We start from the raw sequence: 18,811 nt of genomic DNA, 5'->3' as shown, positions 1-18,811 counted from the left end.
CGCGGCCCTCAGCCGAAGATCAGGACAGCCAGTCCGGGCGCAACGGCATGTGCGACGTCGTCCCGTCCAGCCTCACCCCGAGCACCTGGTGCAGCTGGATGTTGTTGCGCTCGAACCCGAGCCGTGAGGCCGCGAGGTACAGCCGCCACACCCGCGCCCGAGCCTCGCCGACCTCGTCGACCGCCTCTTCCCAGTGCGTGTCGAGGTTGTGGCTCCAGGCGGCGAGTGTGAGGGCGTAGTGCTCGCGGATGTTCTCCTCGTGCCGCACCTCGAACCCGGTGTCGTGCATCAGCGACACGAGATGGCCGGGCCCGACCAGCTCACCGTCCGGGAACACGTACCGGTCGATGAACGGCCCCGACAACGCCCGCTGCTTGTTGTCCGGCCGGGTGATGCAGTGGTTCAGCAGCCGGCCGCCGGGCTTGAGCTTCCCGTGCAGGGACGAGAAGTACGCGGGCAGCTTCGCCTTGCCGATGTGCTCGGTGAGGCCGATGGACGACACCGCGTCGAAACCGGTCTCCCGCACGTCGCGGTAGTCGAGGTGCCGCACCTCGGCCAGGTCCGACAACCCGGCCTCGACGATCGCCTTCTGCGCCCATTCCGCCTGGTTGCGCGACAACGTCACGCCGATCGCCCGCACGCCGTACTCGCGGGCCGCGTGCATGACCATGCCGCCCCAGCCGCAGCCGACGTCCAGCAGTCTCATGCCGGACTTCAGCCCCAGCTTGCGCGCCACCAGATCGTGCTTGGCGAACTGCGCTTCCTCCAAAGTGGACTGCAGGGTCGGGTACACCGCACAGGTGTAGGCCATCGACGGGCCGAGGACCCACTCGTAGAACTGGTTCGAGACGTCGTAGTGGTGCGCGATGGCCTGCGAGTCGCGGGCCTTGGAGTGCCGCAGGCCACGCAGGCGCGTCTCCTGCGGCGGCGGAGACACCTTGTGCGACAACCGGATCCGGCCGAGGAACCGCAACAGCTCTACCCGTTGCAGCCACGGGAGCTCTCGCAGCGAGAACTCCGACAGCCGGGAGAGACCGGCGTGCACGTCGCCGAGTATCTCCAGGTGACCCGTCACGTAGGCACGGGCCAGACCCAGTTCACCGGGCGCGGAAGCCAGGTAGGACAGGGCTTCCGGTGTTTTGATGTCGATGGACACCGAGGCTGCCGACGGCCCGGCGGTACTGCCGTCGTAGGCCTGGAAGCGAACGTCGCTGCCACCTGTGATGCTCTGGAAAATGGAGGCCAACCGCATTCATCGTCCCCTGACACACTTGGCGTACAGATCAGGCAGGCGGTTCGTCTGGTCGTACCGGGCCTTCACGGACCGGTAGTGCGAACCGTTGTAGTGCCGCCAGAACTCGTCCTCGGTGTAGTAGGAGTCCGAGTACAGCGACTTGTGGCCGCCCAGCCGCGCCACCTCGCGCTCGATCAGCCGGTTGCGGTCACCCATCTTCTCCCCCGGTCGTACCGGGACCTCCGACCAGAACCCGACGTTGACGTACAAGGTGTCCTTGTCCATCGGGTACAGCGGCCAGCCTGTGGTGTCCCGCAGGCGAACGGGACACAGCCACACCGGCGTGATGCCGATCTCGCGGTCGAAGAAGTCGAGGAAGTCGGCCAGGCCGGCGACCGGGATCTCCACGTCCTGGATCACCGGCTCGACGTCCGTGCGCGGCCTCAGCCGCCGGTGCTTCGCGACGAGCCCGCGGTACACGTCCGAACGCAGGTAGCGCTTCGGCCACATGCGACGGACGACCGGGTTCTGCGCGCCGAACGCCCGCGAGCACCAGAACCAGTCGGTGTCCCAGCGCCACAGGTAGTCGTGGATCGTCAGGTGGTCCGTGCGGCGTTTCTGGATGGACCGGTAGTAGATCTGGTTGCCGGTGTAGTCCGACGTGTAGGGCGCGATGTCGGTGTAATGGCCCAGCGTCAGGTACATCTCGCCCCGTGAGAACACGGTGCCGTCGACGAAGTCCGCCGAGCCGTCCTCGCAGACCTCCTCGATGACGGCGGCGCATTCCGCGAAGGAGCCGAACGGCACATGCCGCAGCCGGACGTACTGGCGCACCGGCTCCAGCTCGATCTCCAGCCGCAGCGCGTAGCCCAGCGTCCCGTAGGAGTTGGGGAACGCGCGGAACAGGTCGTCGTCCGGTTTGGCGACGACCACCTCGCCGTCGCCGGTGAGGATCTCCAGCTCCCGCACGGACTCGTGCGGCAGCCCGTTGCGGAAGGACGTGGACTCGATGCCGAGTCCGGCGACCGCACCGCCGATGGTGATGGTTTTGAGCTGCGGCACCACCAACGGCATCATGCCGTGGGGAAGTGTCGCGGCGACGAGGTTCTCGTAGGTGGTCATGCCCTGCACCTGTGCGGTGCGTCCGACCGGGTCCACGGACAGGACCTGGTCGAACCTGCCGACGTCGAGCCCGCCGGCCTGGTCGGCCCGGAACCGGAAGAGGTTCGACGTCTTCTTCGCGAGCCGCACTGGCGCACCTTCGCGCATCGCGGCGTACTGCGCGCTCAGCGCAGCCACGGCCGAGCTGTGCCCATGGTCACTCACCAGAACGACGTTATTCCTCGTCAGCGTCCTTGGCACGCCCAAAAGCCCGAATGGGCCAGCGATCTTCACCGGCACCCTGCCCAAAGTTACTTACGAGTAGTAACGTGCGGGGCATGGCTACGCACGAGGTGACCAACCAGGTCCCGCCGCTGAGCGGCCACGACGTCGCGGACGACCCGGCCCTGCTCAGCTGGGTCGACGACGCCGAACTGCACTCGCTGGGCAGGCTCGCGGGCAGCCCCGAGTGGCAGGAGCACGGCAGGCTCGCAAACGCCTACCCGCCGGTGCTGCACACCCATGACCGGTTCGGGAACAGGATCGACGAGGTCGAGTTCCACCCCGCCTGGCACGAACTGATGGACGTCGCCGTTTCGCACGGTTTGCACGCCTACGTCGACGGTGGGCACCTGGAGCGGGCGGCCAGGTTCTACGTGTGGTCCCAGGTCGAGGCCGGCCACGGATGCCCGATTTCGATGACTTACGCATCAGTACCCGCTTTGCGCGTCGCGCCGGATCTGGCCGAAAGCTACGAACCTCTTCTCACTGCGCGGAACTACGACTTCGGGCTGCGCGCACCGCTGTCCAAGCATGGCCTGATCGCCGGCATGTCGATGACCGAGAAGCAGGGCGGATCGGACGTCCGCGCGAACACCACCGTCGCGAAGCCGGTCGCCGACGGCTACCTGCTGACCGGGCACAAGTGGTTCACCTCGGCACCGATGTCGGACGTGTTCCTGACCCTCGCGCAGGCCCCCGGCGGGCTGACGTGCTTCCTCGTGCCGCGAGTGCTCCCGGACGGCACGCGCAACCGGTTCTTCCTGCAGCGCCTGAAGGACAAGCTGGGCAACAAGTCCAACGCCTCCGCCGAGATCGAGTACGACGAGGCGTTCGCGCACCGGGTCGGCGACGAGGGCCGAGGCGTGCGGACCATCATCGAGATGGTCAACATGACCCGGCTCGACTGCGTTCTCGGCAGCGCCGCGGGCATGCGCGCCGGACTCAGGCAGGCCGCGCACCACGCCGCGCACCGCAAGGCGTTCGGCAGCTACCTGATCGACCAGCCCGCCATGCGCAACGTGCTGGCGGACCTCGCGATCGAGTCCGAGGCGGCGACCACGGCCGCGATGTGGCTCGCGCAGCACCGGCCGCGGCTCGGCCTCGCGGTCACCAAGTACTGGGTGTGCAAGCGCGGCCCGGTGCACGCCGCCGAGGCGTTGGAGTGTCTGGGCGGCAACGGGTACATCGAGGACAGCGGGATGCCGCGGCTGTTCCGCGAGTCGCCGCTGATGTCGATCTGGGAGGGCTCCGGCAACGTCGCCGCGCTGGACGTCCTGCGCGCGATGAAGAAGGAACCCGACTCGGTGCAGGAGTTCCTCGCCGCCGTCACCGGGGTCGACCAGCGCATCGACAGGGCGTTGAACGATCTCGGCACCGCACTGTCCGATGTGGACGAGTCGCAGGCGCGCCGGGTCGTGGAGAAGATGGCGCTGATCCTGCAGGGTGCCCTGCTGGTGAAGCACGGGCACCCCGCCGTCGCGGACGCGTTCCTCGGTTCACGGCTGGGCGGGGACTGGGGAGTCGCGTTCGGCACGCTCCCCAAGTCCACCGACTTCGCCTCGATCATCGACCGAGCTGTCACAAAAACCTAGGCAGGGCAACCGTTGGCCAGCTTCGGCGAATCCGTGCTGTAGAGGTCACCGGTCGCGAACACGCACGTGGGCTGCTCCTCGAAGTCGTGGATGTTCTTGAGTTCGAGGATCGTGAAGTTGCGCCGCTCCCCAACGCGAGACGCGGCGAAGTCCGTGCGTCCGGTGGCTCCGTGGGAGTTCAGCTCCCGCAGCTCACCTCCGATCGCACCCCGCTGTGGCGTGCGCCCGGGCTGGTTGCCCAGGCGCTTCTGGGCGTTGCGCACGGCGTCGAGGAACAGTCCGGCCGCGTCGTAGGCGACACCCATGTGCTCACCGGGCCACGGCTTGGCAGGTTTGTCCTCCGGCGCGAGCGGGGTCTCCTGGATCTCCTTGGCTAGCCTGCTGTAGCCGGCACAGAACGCGTCCAGCGGCTGGCCGCCACGCACCTTCGTCGGATCCGGTTTGCCCTGCACGCAGTCCTTTCCCGCGAGCACGATCAGCCCGGCCATGCTCACGTAGGACACCCGCATACCGGCCAGTGAGTCGTGCGTGCGGCTGGCCTTCTGCGCGATGAACCGGATGATGGCGTCGTCGGCGAGGATGCGGGGCAGCCGGCTCTTGTCGTAGCAGTCCCTGCCGACCGCACGCAGGAACTCGCCGAAGTCCTCCTCCCGCCCCGCGAAGAACGCCATCTCGCTGGAGTGGTCGTCCGCGCACTGCGACTGCAGTTCCTGCGGGCTGTTGACCCACGGGACGGCCTGGGCGTTGACGGACGCGGCTGCCAGGTGCTTGCCCAGCACGTCGACCAGGTCGGTGAGGTAGATGTCGTTCTTGCCCAGCGGCGGGTGGTAGATCGTCACCTTGCTCACGCCGAGGTGCTGCGCGTACTTCTGGACCAGGTCGGCCTGCCGGACGTTGCCGGGGATCAGCTGGAAGTACGTCGCCGACTTGCCCGGCAGCGAGGCCTCGGTGAGCGTGGTGCCGACGGTCGGCACCCCCAGCGCTCCGAGTTCGGTGATGACGGCCTGGGTCTCCGCGACGCTGCGGTCGAGCCCGATCACGCCGATGATGCTGGGATCGCGTTCCAGCAACGGGGTCAGCATGTCCCGCAGCACCTCGGGCGCCTTCTTCATCGTCGCGCCGCCGTTCGCGATCACGATGCGCAGCAACGGTTCCGAACGCGACCTGTCGTTCTGCTGCCGTTGCTTGAGCAGCATGCCCTCCAGTTCCTCGGCACGGGAGTGGTCGGCGTCGGGGTTGGCGTCGCGGTGGGTGAGACTGGAGAAGTACAGCAACGAGACCAGTGGACGGCCGGGAGCGTCCTCGTGCAGCCGTTCGGCCACCGCGTTCTGCGCGAAGACCGCCTGCTGCGTCCACCGCAGCCGTTCGTTCGAGCCGAACACCTGGTTGTCGTTGTCGCTGTAGCCGACGCACTCCAGGTGGCCGTCGACGTCCATCAGCCTCGTCGACACTCCCGGCGAGATCGCGGAGCCGACGATCGAGCAGTTCGCCTCGATGTTCGCCTGCACCTTCGTGAACCCCGGCACCAGCAGCAACAGCACCATCGCCGAAATGATCAGCTCCAGCCTGCGCGACTTCGCGAGCCACCGCACGGGCGGCGCCCGGAAGACCGGTGCGCCCAGCCACGTCGCCCGCTCCGGGTCGGGGAACGGCAGCTTGATCATGAGGTAGCGCGCGGCCACGTCGAGCTGCTGACGCTTGCCCGGCAGCTTCTGCTGCCACGTCGCCAGCGCTTCGGCGGCGTTCTCCGCACGCCACGGCCTGGTCTTGAACATCTCCGACAGCGCAGGCTGCGCCGAGCTCGCCGCGATCACCAGCAGCGGGTCCAGTTCGCCGGTCCGGTTGCGCACCTCGTTGATCAGCTGGAGCAGCTCCCAGCCACCGTTGCTCTCGTTCACGCCGTCGAGCAGCACGGGAACGTACGCGGTGCGCCGCCAGCCGACCCTGCGCGGCAGGAACCGTCCGCGCCGCCGGTACGCGATCCGCAGGTCCTCCAGGAACGCGTGCACGAGCAGCAGCTTGATCTGCTTCTCGCTCTCGGCCTCGCGCCGGCCCAGCGTGAGCCGCTCAGCGAACCCGAGGAACTCGATGGAGTGGTTGGGCAGCGCGAAGTTCTGTCCCTTCATGAACCACTTCGACTCGCGCGCGAGCCCGGGCACCCTCTTGGCCAGCCATCGGAAGCCCAGCTTCGTGCCGACCCAGGCGACGAGCCCGAGCCCCAGCCTCGTCACGAGACCCGGGATGAACGCGTCGACGGCCCGGTTGACCGCCTCGCCGTCCTGGCCCGTCCGGCCGGTCCAGCTGCGCAACAGCTCGATGACGCTCGCCCGGTCGTCCTGCCGTCCCGGTTTGCTCGGCAGCTTCTTGCCGGTGAGCCAGTCGGCGAGCCGGTAGTGGTCGAACCTGGTCAGTCGTTCGGTGCCGATGTGGATCTGGGACAGCCGAAAGGACAGTTCGTCCAGCAACGGCAGCAGCGGTGGCGTCTCCCGCGACTTCGGTGGCCATCTTTTGTCAACTTCTCCGGCCACCGCGGACACGTCGACATATGCGTGCGGTATTCCCGGAACGCCGGTGTCGAGCTTCGCCTCCAACGCGCGCAGGAAATCCGTCGGACTGGCTTCGCTCTCCACGTAGAGCAGCGGAAGCGGCTGGTCACCGACCACTTCCTCGGTCGGACTCCGATAGAAGAACCCCGGCCGGTCGCACAGCCCGCGAATCACTTCGAGGAGCTGGTTCAATCCGGGAAAGACCGGTTCTGGCCGACTACCTGTCATCTGCACCCTCACACTCGTGCGGAAGGCAAACGACGGTAGCCGGACAGCTCGATTCGGACCGGCGTTTTGAAGTTATTTAGATGGAACGGCCTAAAGGCCCAGTTCGCGAGCGATCAACATCTTCTGCACCTCGGAGGTGCCCTCGCCGATCTCCAGGATCTTGGCGTCGCGGTAGAACCGGCCGACCGGGTACTCGTTCATGAAGCCGTAGCCGCCGAAGATCTGCGTGGCGTCGCGGGCGTTGTCCATCGCCGCCTCGGACGAGACGAGCTTCGCGATGGCCGCCTGCTTCTTGAACGGCTCGCCGCGCAGCATCCGGGACGCGGCCTCGTAGTAGGCCAGACGCGCGGTGTGCACGCGGGCCTCCATCTCCGCGATCTTGAACTGGATGGCCTGGTAGGTGCCGATCTTCGCGCCGAACGTCTCGCGCTCGTGGGCGTAGCGGACCGACTCGTCCACGCAGCCCTGGGCGAGGCCGACCGACAGCGCGGCGATGGCGACGCGGCCCTCGTCCAGCGTGCGCAGGAACTGGGCGAAGCCGCGGCCTCGCGTGCCGAGCAGGTTCGCCGCGGGCACGCGGCAGTCCTGGAAGGACAGTTCGCGGGTGTCGGAGGCGCTCCAGCCGACCTTGGAGTACTTCTTCGACACCGTGAAGCCCGGGGTGCCGGACGGGACGATGATCGAGGAGATCTCCTTGCGGCCGTCGGGCCGGGTGCCCGTGACCGCGGCGACCGTCACCAGGCCGGTGATGTCCGTGCCGGAGTTCGTGATGAACGCCTTGGTGCCGTTGATGACCCACTCGTCGCCTTCGAGGCGCGCGGTGGTGGCCAGGGCGGCCGCGTCGGAGCCGGAACCGGGTTCGGTGAGGCCGAACGCGCCGAGCTTCTGGCCGGACGTCAGGGAAGGCAGCCACTCGGCCTTCTGCTCGTCGGTGCCGTAGCGGTAGATGGGCATGGCGCCCAGCGACGTCGCCGCCTCCACCGTGATCGCGACCGACGAGTCGACGCGCGCGAGCTCTTCGAGCGTGATGCACAGGGCGAAGTAGTCGCCGCCCATGCCGCCGTGCTCCTCGGGGAACGGCAGGCCGAGCAGGCCCATCTGCCCCATCTTCGCGACGATCGGGTACGGGAACTCGCAGCGCTCGTAGTAGTCGCCGATGACCGGCGCCACCTCGTCGCGCGCGAACTCCTCGACGGTCTTGCGCAGGTCCTCGTACTCGCTCGGGAGCCTGAAGTCCAACATTGCTGTCACTCCTCGTGAGAGACGACGAGGGCCAGTACCTGGTCGAGTGCGACCTGCTGGCCTGCTTGCACGTTCACTTCGGCGAGCACGCCGTCGACCGGTGCGGTCACGGTGTGCTCCATCTTCATGGCCTCGACCACGAACAACGCTTGACCGGCGGTCACTTCCTCGCCCTGCTGAGCGCGGACGACCAGCACGGTGCCGGGCATCGGCGACTTCACCGGGCCACCGGAGGCGGCGGCACCAACCGCGGCACCCACCAGGAACTCGGCCTCGACCAGCGCCCAGGAGGCACCGTCGTGGCCCAGCCACAGCACGTCACCGTCGCGGGCCATCGAGTAGCGGCGCGAGCCGACGAGCAGGTCGGCGCCTTCGCGGCGGGCCCGAGCACGGACCGGTTCTCCCGCGCCCACAGCGACTTCCTCGCCGCGCACGCGCACGTCGACGTCGTTGATCCGCCAGGTCGTCCAGGCGTGTTCACCGACGCGCCAGCCGCCCAACTGGTCCCACGGGTCGGCACCGTGTGGCTGCAGCGAACGCTCCAGGCCGGCCGCCACGTACACCTCGTCCGGAATCTCGGCCGAGGTCAGTGAATCCAGCTTCCGCTCGACCAGACCGGTGTCCAGGGCGCCGGAACGCACGTCCTCGTCACGCAGAAGCGCGCGCAGGAACGGGATGTTCGTCGTGACGCCGAGCAGCACCATCCGGCCCAGCGCGTGATCCAGGCGCCTGAGAGCTTCCTCGCGGGTGCGGCCGTGTGCGATGACCTTGGCAAGCATCGGGTCGTAGTCCGAACCGACGACAAGCCCTTCGTACAGACCGGAATCCACACGGACATCCGTCGGCTCGCTCAGCGCCAGCACGCGTCCGCCGGTCGGCAGGAAGCCGCGCGCCGGGTCCTCGGCGTAGACGCGGGCCTCGACCGAATGGCCGTTCAGCTCGACCTTGAGATCCAGTTCTTCACCGGAAGCCACGCGGAGCTGCCACTCGACGAGGTCGACGCCCGTGACCATCTCGGTCACCGGGTGCTCGACCTGCAGCCGGGTGTTCATCTCCATGAAGAAGTAGTCGCCGGACGCACCGTCCACAATGAACTCGACGGTGCCCGCGCCGACATAGCCGACGGCCTTCGCCGCGTCGACCGCGGCGGAGCCCATGGCCTCGCGGACCTCGGGCGTGAGGAACGGCGACGGGGCTTCCTCGATGATCTTCTGGTGCCGGCGCTGGAGGCTGCACTCGCGTTCGCCGAGGTGGATCACGTTGCCGTGCGCGTCACCGAGAACCTGGATCTCGATGTGGCGCGGGTTCGTGATGAACCGTTCGATCAGCAGCGTGTCGTCACCGAACGAACCGCGCGCCTCACGCCGTGCGGACTCGATCGCCTCGCGCAGCGCCGATTCCTCGTGCACCAGCCGCATGCCCTTGCCGCCGCCACCCGCGGAAGGCTTGAGCAGCACCGGAAAGCCGATCTCCAGGGCCGCTTCGACGATCTCGTCGTCGGACATGTCCGGACGAGTGCGGCCCGGCACGACGGGCACGTCCGCCGCCGACACGGTCAGCTTCGCGCGGATCTTGTCGCCCATCGCGTCGATCGCCGACGCGGGCGGTCCGACGAACACGATTCCGGCCTCGGAGCAGGCCGTCGCGAACGCCGTGTTCTCGGCGAGGAAGCCGTAGCCGGGGTGGATCGCCTGCGCGCCAGTGGAAACGGCGGCCGCAACGATCTTCTCGATGGACAGGTAGCTCTCGCGGGCGGCCGCAGGACCGATCCGCACGGCCTCGTCGGCCAGCTTGACGTGCAACGCCTCGGCGTCCGCGTCGGAGTACACGGCGACGGAACGAACCCCGAGCGACCGCAACGCGCGGATCACCCTGACCGCGATCTCTCCGCGGTTCGCCACCAGAACGCTGTCGAACATGATCACATCCGGAAGACGCCGTAGGAAACATCGTCGATGGGGGCGTTCGCCGCACTGGACAAGGCAAGTCCTAGCACCGTGCGGGTGTCACGCGGGTCGATCACGCCGTCGTCCCAGAGCCGCGCGGTCGAGTAGTACGGGTTGCCCTGGTCCTCGTACTGCTGGCGGATCGGCGCCTTGAACGCCTCCTCGTCCTCCGCGGACCACTCGTCACCGAGCTGGTCGCGGCGGACGGTCGCGAGCACGGACGCCGCCTGCTCACCGCCCATCACGGAGATGCGGGCGTTGGGCCACATCCACAGGAAGCGCGGCGAGTACGCCCGGCCGCACATGGAGTAGTTGCCGGCACCGAAGCTGCCGCCGATGATCACGGTGAACTTCGGGACACGAGCACACGCGACCGCCGTCACCATCTTGGCGCCGTGCTTGGCGATGCCGCCCGCCTCGTACTCGCGGCCGACCATGAACCCGGTGATGTTCTGCAGGAAGACCAGCGGGATGGACCGCTTGTCGCACAGCTGGATGAAGTGCGCGCCCTTCACGGCGGACTCGCCGAACAGGATGCCGTTGTTGGCGATGATGCCGACAGGGTGGCCGTGGATGCGCGCGAAGCCGGTGACGAGCGTCTGCCCGTACTCCTTCTTGAACTCCTGGAACTTGGAGCCGTCGACGACCCGTGCGATCACCTCGCGCACGTCGTAGGGCGTCCGGGAGTCCGTCGGCACGACACCGTAGAGGTCGTCCTTGACCACCGGCGCCTCGACGGGCGCGACGTCCCAGGGCTTGTGGATTCGCGGTCCCAGCGTCGAGATGATCGAGCGGACCATCCTCAACGCGTGCGCGTCGTTCTCCGCGAGGTGGTCCGTGACACCGGACGTGCGGGAGTGCAGGTCGCCGCCGCCGAGGTCCTCGGCGCTGACCACTTCACCGGTGGCTGCCTTCACCAGCGGCGGACCGCCGAGGAAGATCGTGCCCTGGTTGCGGACGATGATCGCTTCATCACTCATCGCCGGCACGTACGCGCCACCGGCGGTGCACGAGCCCAGCACGGCGGCGATCTGCGGAATCCCGCGCGCCGACATCGTGGCCTGGTTGTAGAAGATGCGGCCGAAGTGCTCGCGGTCGGGGAACACGTCGTCCTGCTTGGGCAGGAACGCGCCGCCGGAGTCGACGAGGTAGATACACGGAAGGTTGTTCTGCAGCGCCACTTCCTGCGCGCGCAGGTGCTTCTTGACCGTGATCGGGTAGTAGGTGCCGCCCTTGACCGTGGCGTCGTTCGCGACGATCACGCACTCACGGCCGGAAACGCGTCCGACGCCCGTGATGATGCCCGCGGCCGGTGCGTCGTCGCCGTACATGCCGTTGGCGGCCAGCGGCGACAACTCCAGGAACGGCGAACCGGGGTCGACCAGCGTGTCGACGCGCTCACGCGGCAGCAGCTTGCCGCGGTCGACGTGCCGCTGACGTGCCTTCTCGGGACCGCCGAGAGCGGCGGTGGCGAGCTTGCCGCGCAGCTCGTCGACGAGCGCGGTGTGCTCCTTGGCGTAGCGGTCCGACGGCTCGGCTGCGCTGCGCAGGACAGGTGCGTCCATGCTCCCCAGACCTCAGGTTAGCGGGCGTTAACAAGGCCATGTTAACGCCCGCTCACCCAGCGGTCCACAGAAACAGGTCGAGAGTGACCCGAACGCAGGTCAAGCGGCCTTTCGGGCACTCTCACGTTCCGGAATCAACCCTCAGCAGTTGATGTCGTAGATGAACACCGAGTTCCGGATGCGGATCCACTCACCCGGCTCGTGCCAGCCGAGGTAGAAGACCCGGCAGGTGGTCGAGCGGAAGCAGTCGGTGTCCTTGAAGTACTCCGGGGACTGGTTCGAGTTCCGCCCCGGCGGCACCTGCTTGCGGGGGTGGGCGCTGCTGTCCGGCCACAGACTGCAGCCGGTCGACGACGACGAGTCCCTGGCGGCCTCAAGTGACCGGTTCGTGCGGTTGTTCACGATTCCGCACGGGTCGAAGAGCCCACCACAGTCGGAACCGAAGGTGGTGGCCTGGTTGTCGGCGGCCACGACCATCATCGCGCCGGGCGCGGGCTCCGCGAGGCTCGGCTGCGCCATGGTCAGCATGGCCATGATGACGGCCAGCGCCACCGCTGCGCCGCGCCTGAGCCTGGAACCCTCGTGTGCCAATGACATGTTTCTCCCCCTTTGGGTGATCCCTTCACCGGCCTCTGGGCCGGCGGCCAAACCTTGCGGAAGGCTGTCCCCTCGCGGCAAGCCCTGCGCCGTCCCGGCCTGGTCGCGGGACGAGGAAAGGGACGCTTACCGGCCGTTTTGCCGTAACGATGGGACGGCGTGTGGCACGCTCCGGCGCAAGGCCGATCATGGGGGAGCGTTGGTATGGCCGTAGTGCGGGACGGACACGACCTGGCCGGGTTCCTGTCGGAGCTGAAGCGGCGCAGCGGACTGAGCTATGCGGAACTCGCCCGGCGCACCTACACCAGCAGCTCCGCGCTGCACCGCTACTGCTCGGGGCACAGCACCCCGGCGGACTACCAGGTGTTGGCGCGGATCGGCCTGGAGTGCGGCGCCTCGGACGTCGAACTGAACGAGTTGCTGCGCCGGTGGCGTGATGTGAACGATGGTCCGCCGCAGCCGCCGGTCGAGCACCCGGCACCGGCCCGGCACCCGGCACCGGTCAACCAGCGACCCGCGGCCCGGCGCCGCACAGGGGTCGGCGTGCTGATCGCGGTCGCCCTGCTGCTGGTCCCCATCCTGAGCGCATCGAGCCCGGACACCGGCCCGGCGCGGGCCGAGCCGATCACCGCACCCTCCTGGGTGACGCACCCCAGCCCGGTGTCCGCGGCGTCGTTCGGCGTCACGCTCAACAGCACCACGGGGGCGATGCCCTCGTTCCGCATCGGCAGTGTCCGGTTGTGGGACAGCCGCACCCGGTGGGCGAACCTGCAGCCGCGCCGCGACCGGTTCGACTGGGCCACGCTCGACCGGCTGGTCGACGGCTCGCAGCGAGCCGGTCTGCCCGCGTTGTTCGTGGCGGGCGGCACGCCGGAGTGGGCGGCGCCGAACTCACCGAAGACCGCCTACGACGACGACTCGCGGACGGGGGCACCGGACGACCTAGCCGACTGGGACCGCTTCGTCCGCGCAGTCGCCGAGCGGTATCGGGGCAGGATCGAGGCGTACGAGCTCTGGGCGTACGCCAACGACACGAGGTTCTACTCGGGCTCTGTCGAGACACTCGTGGCCATGACACGGCAGGCAGCGGCGATCGTGCGCTCCATCGACGGCAAGGCCGTCGTCGTGTGTCCCTCGATGGGACGCCTGTGGCACTCCGCCGGACGCGACTTCCTGCTCCGGTTCGCCGAACTGGGCGGGTACCAGCACTGCGATGCCGCGGGGGTGAAGCTGCACCAGCGCGACGCCGCCGACCCGCCGGAGACACTCATGCAGTTGATCACGGAGATCGACCGCGTCATGCACGCCGCCGGCGTGCATCCTCCGCTCTGGAACACAGGCACCACGTACGACCTCCCACTGCAGAAACCGCTGGCCCCACAGCGCTCGGCCGACTACGCGATGCGGTTCTACCTCACCGGCCTCTACGGCAGAAAGTTCGGCCTGGCCCGGATGTACTTCTACAACTGGGGTTCCAGCCGGTTGCCACTGGTGCTCCAGGCGGAGGGCACGGCGCCGACCGAGGCTGCGATCGCCGTCGAGACGCTCCAGCGCTGGCTGGCCGGCGCCCGGCTGCGGAGCTGCGGCCAGGGTCTTGCCGCCGGACTTCCCGGCAACGTATGGCAGTGCGAGTTCATCGGGGAGACGAACCGCCGACTGGTCATCCGCTGGACCCACGCGGGAACCGCCGACACGACCGCTGGGCCCGGCGCCGAGTCGGTCACCCGTGCGGACGGCGCGACGACCGCGTTGCGCGTGGGTGACCCGGTCGAGATCACCGAGTCACCCACGTTGATCGGCTACCGCTAGTGTCCCGAGTCCGAAATCCGCGATGGAAGTCCCGCCTCGCCGCTGGTGGCACGCGGGGGCCTTTTGTGCGGTCACAGCGCACGAACGCTCCCCGCGTGCGCACCGGCGACAACGTGGCGCAGCCCGACACACCGTCGAGAGTCGGCTGCTTTTGGCGCTGAAGAAGCTAGCCGATCGCTGACCGCAGAGCGGGCAGGTAGCCGCTCTGGTGCCCTGCCCTGTTCGGGTGGTACGACTCCTCGACCGGCCAGCTCAGGCTGTTGAGCCACCAGCTCGACGAGCAGATCTCGTGCCCGGTGAACACCCCGCGCACGTCGACGTAGCGGAACCCGGCCGCCGCCGCCCGCGCGCCGATGGTGTTGTGCAGCGCGTCGGAACCGGAGTTGATCGCGGCACGCTTGGTGTCGCTCAGGCCGACGTTGCACGAGCCCGGCACCTTGTAGAGGCGCGGGTAGCCGAGCACGACCACGCGTGCCGACGGGGACTTCGACTTGATCGTGTTGTAGACGTTGGTGAGCAGGCCGGGAAGCGTGTTCGCGGCATAGGTCTTGGCCTGGTTCACCCGGTTGGTGCAGTCCTGGTCCGAGCCGAAGGTGCACGTGGTGATGACATCGGTGAAGCCGGCGTCGTTGCCGCCGACCTGCACGGTGACCAGGTTCGTCGCCGCCGTGAGGTTGCCGGCCTGGGTGATGACGTCGCCTGTTCGCGCGCCGGAGCAGGCCACGGACTTGAATGTCGCGGGCGCTGTCGCAGCCGCATACAGGGCCGGATACGCGAGCGGACCGCGCTTGCAGCCACCGCTGGAACCGTCGTAACTGCCGGTCCCGAGCCCGGAGGCGTAGGAATCGCCGAGCGCGACGTAGTTGATCGGGGCCGCGCTGGCGGGGTTGGCGAGCGCGATGACGGCCGCGGCGGCGGTGACCACCGAGGCGATGAGGTGAGCAGGACGCATCGAAGACTCCCGAAGGGGCCGCAGGGGTGTGATGCAGTGCACGTCAATGGTTACCCACGAGTAAGGCCTGTGTGAAGTATTGGTCAATAGTCAACAATCAGGGCTTGCACCTGCGTGAATTCCACCCATCGGACGACAAAGTGAACGGCTGCTAACCTCCTTCCGTGGTCGAGAAACCCTCACGTCGGGACCAGATCCTCAACGCCGCGGCCGAACTCTTCGCGCGCCACGGCTTCCACGGCGTGGGCATCGACGACATCGGTGCGGCCGTGGGCATCTCCGGCCCAGCCCTCTACCGGCACTTCCGCAGCAAGGACGCGATGCTCGGCGAGATGCTGACGTCGATCTCCGAACGGCTGCTCGACGGCGGCCAGGCTCGGGTGGACGCGGCCTCGGACGCCGAGGAGGCGTTGCGGGAACTGGTCGGCTGGCACGTCGACTTCGCGCTGGACGACCCCGCGCTCATCACCGTGCAGATGCGCAACCTGGCGAACCTCACCGATCCGGACCGCCGGCGCGTGCGTGCCTTACAACGCCGGTACGTCGAGGTGTGGGTGGAGACGATCCGGCGCACGGTGCCGGGCTTCGACGAACCGACCGCACGGGCCGCCGCGCACGCCGTGTTCGGGCTCATCAACTCGACGCCGCACAGCGCCCACCTCGACCGCGACCAGATGGCCGCGCTGCTCTCTCGCATGGCGCTCGCCTCGCTCACGCCCGCAGTGGTGGCGTCCTAAAGCAACCCTCGCTGGTGCGCAGCAGAGACCGCGGAGGCCCGGTCCGGCACCTCGAGCTTGGCGTAGACGTGCTGCAGGTGCGTCTTCACCGTCGCCTCGCTGATGTGCAGCACCGCACCCACCTCGCGGTTCGTCTTCCCTTGTGCGACAAGGGTCAGCACCTCCCGCTCCCGGTTGCTCAGCGGTGCGGCCGACACCGGCGTGCGCACCCGCTGCACCAGCCTCGCCGCGACCGAGGGCGACAACACCGTCTCGTCGCGCGCCGCCGCCCGCACCGCGCGGAACAGCTCCTCCCGTGGCGCGTCCTTGAGCAGGTAGCCGGTCGCGCCCGCCTCGATCGTCGACAGCACGTCGGCGTCGGTGTCGTGCGTCGTCAGCACCAGCACCCGCGTCGAGGGCGCGCGTGAGCGGATCAGCCGCACCAGCTCGGCCCCGCTCGGCGCGGGCAGCCGCAGGTCGGTGACCGCGACGTCCGGGCGCACGGCCGCGATCACGGTCAGCGCCTCCGTTCCGCTCGCGGCCTCGCCGACGACCTCGAAGTCGTCCTGCGTGCCGAGCATGCCGCGCAGGCCGTCCCGCACGACCGGGTGGTCGTCGACGACCACCACGCGGATCATCGGGCGTCCAGCGTGACGTTGACCGCGGTTCCGTTGCCGTACGCGGATTCCACGGTCACGGTGCCGCCCAGCAACGCCACCCGTTCCTCCATCGCGGTCAGGCCGAAGCCGCGCACCGACGGGTCGAACCCGACGCCGTCGTCGAGAACGTCCAGCACCACCACGTCCTCCATGTAGGACAGTGTGACGTCCACCCTCCCGGCACGGGCGTGCCTTCCCGCATTCGCCAGGGCCTCCTGGGCCGCGCGCAGCACCGCGACCTCGGTCTCCGCCGCCAACGGACGTGCGTCGCCGGTCACCGTGCAGTGCACCGGCACGCCGTGTTCCTCGCGCCACGCCACCACGGCCCGTTCCACCGCCTCGCCGAGCCGGGCGTCGCGCAACGGGCCCGGCCGCAGGGCCTCGATCGACCGGCGCACCTCGACCAGGCTGTCCCTGGCGAGCCGGCGGGCGGTGGCGATGCGGCCGCGCACCGGATCGCCGGCGGACGTCAGCTCCTCGGCGACCTCCAGCTGCGTCACGATGCCGGTGAGGCCCTGGGCGACGGTGTCGTGCATCTCGCGCGCCACCCGCGCCCGTTCCTCCAGCACCTGCAGCCTCGCGTTCTCGGCGGACAGCACGGTGAGCCGCTCGTTCATCTCGCGGCGGCGGATCACCTCGCGTTCCATCACGCGGATGATCCAGCCGATCAGGATCGCCATCGGGGTGGTGACGCCGAAGTTGACCAGCAGGGTCACGCCGAGGTCGGTGCCCTGCGGCACCAGCCACAATCCGCTCACCACCAGCACGCCCGCGTAGGCGAGCCAGCCCGGCAGCGCCAGGAACGCGAGGCCGTAGCAAGCCGGTACGAAGATCGCGAACGCGCCGTCGTGCCACAGCAGCGAGGAGGTCGCGGCGAGCAGGCCGGCGAAGTACAGCAGCATCAGCCCGGTCCTGTGCTCCCACCATTCGGGGTGCGCCATCACGAACCACCAGTGCCACACCGCCAGCGCGGCGACCACGACCAGAGGCGCCGGGGTGACCGGCCGGCTCACCAGGTAGACGCCCGTCGCCACGGCCAGCAGGCCGTACGGCGCGAGCGCCCACACCAGGTTCCACCGGCGTTCCTGCTCCACCATGGACTTCACGCCCGTGAGCTTCGCAGCTCCCGCGCCTTCCGGAGCACGGTCTCGGCTGGTCCGCGCATGTCCCTGCGCCGCAGTAGATCCGCGAGCAGCACCGAGACCAGCCACGTCGCCAGCGCCAGCACCGCGACCTCCGCGGACCCGAGCGTCCCGCCCAGCCCGAGCGTGTAGGGCTTGAGCAGCAGCACGAAGACGACGGACTGGAACAGGTAGCAGCTCAGCGACCGTTCCCCGCACGCCGCGATCGCCCGCACGACCGCGTTCGGCCGCCTGATCCGCATCGCGATCAACCCCATCAACGCGGCGTACCCGAGTCCGCCGGCGACACCGGTGACCGCGTGCACCGCGGCCAGAAGCCACAGCCCGCCGGGGTGCCAGACGCCCGCGACCGCGAGGCCGCTGGGCAGTCCGCCGAGCATCGCCGCGGTGATGCCCCAGGTCGCGACGTGCCGCAGCAGCCGCCGGTGCCGTTCCGGCTCGGCCAGGACCTCGCGGCGAGCGGCCCAGACGCCGACGAGAGCGGCCGCACCGACCCCGAGCAGCCCGAACGGCGTCATCAGCCATTCGACCGGGTGCAGCGCGAGCGCGGCCAGCGGGTCCGCGGTCTCGAACGACCAGAAGAACGACCGCTCACCGTTCGACGGCATCGAGTAGGCCCCTCCCTGGATCACGGCGGTCAGCACGAGCCAGCCGCCCGCGAGCACGAGCAGGGTCCTGTCCCGCAGCCTGCTCATCGCGATCACCCCGAAGCCGAGCAGGCCGTAGAGCCCGAGCACGTCGCCGGGGAACAGCAGCACGGCGTGCACGAACCCGAAGACGATCAACCAGAGGTTCCGCGACCGGGCCCGCTCCGGCGCCATCCGCGCGACGCCGTACGCGAACAGGAAGGCGAACATCGGATAGGCACGGGAGTCGGCGAACACCACCACCAGGGCACTGATCACCCGGTCTGTCAGGTCCGTCTCGACGATGTGATTGCGCACTCCGTACGGGCGGCCGTAGAGGTAGACGGCCGAGTTCACCAGCGCGATCAACGCCAGCATGGCGCCTCGAGCGAGATCGGGTGTGAGCAGGCGTTTCATGCTTCGAGCCTGTCGCCGAGACCGGCCGGGCAACATCGTCCGTGTCGTGCACCCCGCCCTCCACCGGGGCTGGCCCGGGATCCACCGATCGGTGGATGGCGTGCGCCTGACCTGGTGAACTGGCAATCTGCCGAGACCCTTCCGTAACCTGACGCGA

General features: G+C 68.8%; 14 protein-coding genes. 3 read left to right on the top strand and 11 right to left on the bottom strand.

Going from position 1 to position 18,811, the window contains the following annotated elements; all coding sequences use genetic code 11:
* Positions 1–19: 19 nt before the first annotated feature.
* Positions 20–1,252 carry an SAM-dependent methyltransferase gene (locus tag IG04_RS0111945; protein WP_030476666.1) on the bottom strand — a complete coding sequence of 411 codons (1,233 nt, stop codon included), beginning with the start codon at positions 1,250–1,252 and terminating at the stop codon, positions 20–22.
* On the bottom strand, positions 1,253–2,503 hold the full coding sequence (locus IG04_RS0111940; protein ID WP_084400960.1) for an FAD-binding oxidoreductase: 1,251 nt from the start codon (positions 2,501–2,503) through the stop codon (positions 1,253–1,255). It abuts the gene before it with no gap.
* 170 nt (positions 2,504–2,673) lie between these two features.
* Between IG04_RS0111940 and IG04_RS0111935 the strand changes: the two genes are divergently transcribed.
* Positions 2,674–4,209: an acyl-CoA dehydrogenase family protein gene (locus tag IG04_RS0111935; RefSeq protein ID WP_030476664.1), complete on the top strand. Its 1,536-nt coding sequence runs from the start codon at positions 2,674–2,676 to the stop codon at positions 4,207–4,209.
* On the opposite strand, the gene IG04_RS0111930 is transcribed toward IG04_RS0111935, so the two are convergent.
* The 5 genes from IG04_RS0111930 to IG04_RS0111910 all read right to left on the bottom strand — a co-directional run bounded on the left by IG04_RS0111930 (position 4,206) and on the right by IG04_RS0111910 (position 12,333).
* Complete coding sequence (locus IG04_RS0111930; RefSeq protein WP_245815933.1) at positions 4,206–6,929, bottom strand: hypothetical protein; 2,724 nt, start codon at positions 6,927–6,929, stop codon at positions 4,206–4,208. The genes IG04_RS0111935 and IG04_RS0111930 overlap by 4 nt on opposite strands.
* Positions 6,930–7,073: 144 nt before the next feature.
* Complete coding sequence (locus tag IG04_RS0111925; RefSeq protein ID WP_030476662.1) at positions 7,074–8,225, bottom strand: acyl-CoA dehydrogenase family protein; 1,152 nt, start codon at positions 8,223–8,225, stop codon at positions 7,074–7,076.
* Positions 8,226–8,230: 5 nt separating this feature from the next.
* Positions 8,231–10,144 (bottom strand): acetyl/propionyl/methylcrotonyl-CoA carboxylase subunit alpha, encoded by a 1,914-nt coding sequence (locus tag IG04_RS0111920; protein WP_030476661.1) that lies wholly within the window; start codon positions 10,142–10,144, stop codon positions 8,231–8,233.
* A gap of 2 nt (positions 10,145–10,146) precedes the next feature.
* Positions 10,147–11,736: a carboxyl transferase domain-containing protein gene (locus tag IG04_RS0111915; protein ID WP_030476660.1), complete on the bottom strand. Its 1,590-nt coding sequence runs from the start codon at positions 11,734–11,736 to the stop codon at positions 10,147–10,149.
* Between the two features lie 141 nt (positions 11,737–11,877).
* A complete protein-coding gene (locus tag IG04_RS0111910) occupies positions 11,878–12,333 on the bottom strand; it encodes a hypothetical protein (protein ID WP_144065213.1) in 456 nt (151 codons plus the stop codon).
* Between the two features lie 204 nt (positions 12,334–12,537).
* Here IG04_RS0111910 and IG04_RS0111905 point away from each other — a divergent pair, with 204 nt between their 5' ends.
* Positions 12,538–14,142 (top strand): helix-turn-helix domain-containing protein, encoded by a 1,605-nt coding sequence (locus IG04_RS0111905; protein WP_051769610.1) that lies wholly within the window; start codon positions 12,538–12,540, stop codon positions 14,140–14,142.
* Positions 14,143–14,308: 166 nt separating this feature from the next.
* On the opposite strand, the gene IG04_RS0111900 is transcribed toward IG04_RS0111905, so the two are convergent.
* Positions 14,309–15,094: an SGNH/GDSL hydrolase family protein gene (locus tag IG04_RS0111900; RefSeq protein ID WP_030476657.1), complete on the bottom strand. Its 786-nt coding sequence runs from the start codon at positions 15,092–15,094 to the stop codon at positions 14,309–14,311.
* A gap of 164 nt (positions 15,095–15,258) precedes the next feature.
* Here IG04_RS0111900 and IG04_RS0111895 point away from each other — a divergent pair, with 164 nt between their 5' ends.
* The gene (locus IG04_RS0111895; RefSeq protein ID WP_030476656.1) at positions 15,259–15,831 is read left to right on the top strand and encodes an SACE_7040 family transcriptional regulator; all 573 of its coding nucleotides are present in this window, start codon (positions 15,259–15,261) and stop codon (positions 15,829–15,831) included.
* Here IG04_RS0111895 and IG04_RS0111890 read toward each other — a convergent pair.
* The 3 genes from IG04_RS0111890 to IG04_RS0111880 are packed head-to-tail and all read right to left on the bottom strand — an operon-like array spanning position 15,828 to position 18,654.
* Positions 15,828–16,448, bottom strand: a complete 621-nt coding sequence (locus IG04_RS0111890; RefSeq protein ID WP_030476655.1) for a response regulator — start codon at positions 16,446–16,448, stop codon at positions 15,828–15,830. The two genes, IG04_RS0111895 and IG04_RS0111890, sit on opposite strands and share 4 nt — an antisense overlap.
* Positions 16,445–17,566 carry a sensor histidine kinase gene (locus IG04_RS0111885; RefSeq protein WP_063758257.1) on the bottom strand — a complete coding sequence of 374 codons (1,122 nt, stop codon included), beginning with the start codon at positions 17,564–17,566 and terminating at the stop codon, positions 16,445–16,447. Before IG04_RS0111885 ends, IG04_RS0111890 begins: the two co-directional genes overlap by 4 nt.
* Positions 17,567–17,571: 5 nt before the next feature.
* Positions 17,572–18,654 (bottom strand): DUF418 domain-containing protein, encoded by a 1,083-nt coding sequence (locus IG04_RS0111880; RefSeq protein ID WP_245815932.1) that lies wholly within the window; start codon positions 18,652–18,654, stop codon positions 17,572–17,574.
* Positions 18,655–18,811: the final 157 nt, after the last annotated feature.

This window comes from Lentzea albidocapillata, assembly GCF_000719115.1.
Lineage (GTDB): Bacteria > Actinomycetota > Actinomycetes > Mycobacteriales > Pseudonocardiaceae > Lentzea > Lentzea albidocapillata.
This window is presented reverse-complemented; position numbering and strand designations above follow the sequence as displayed.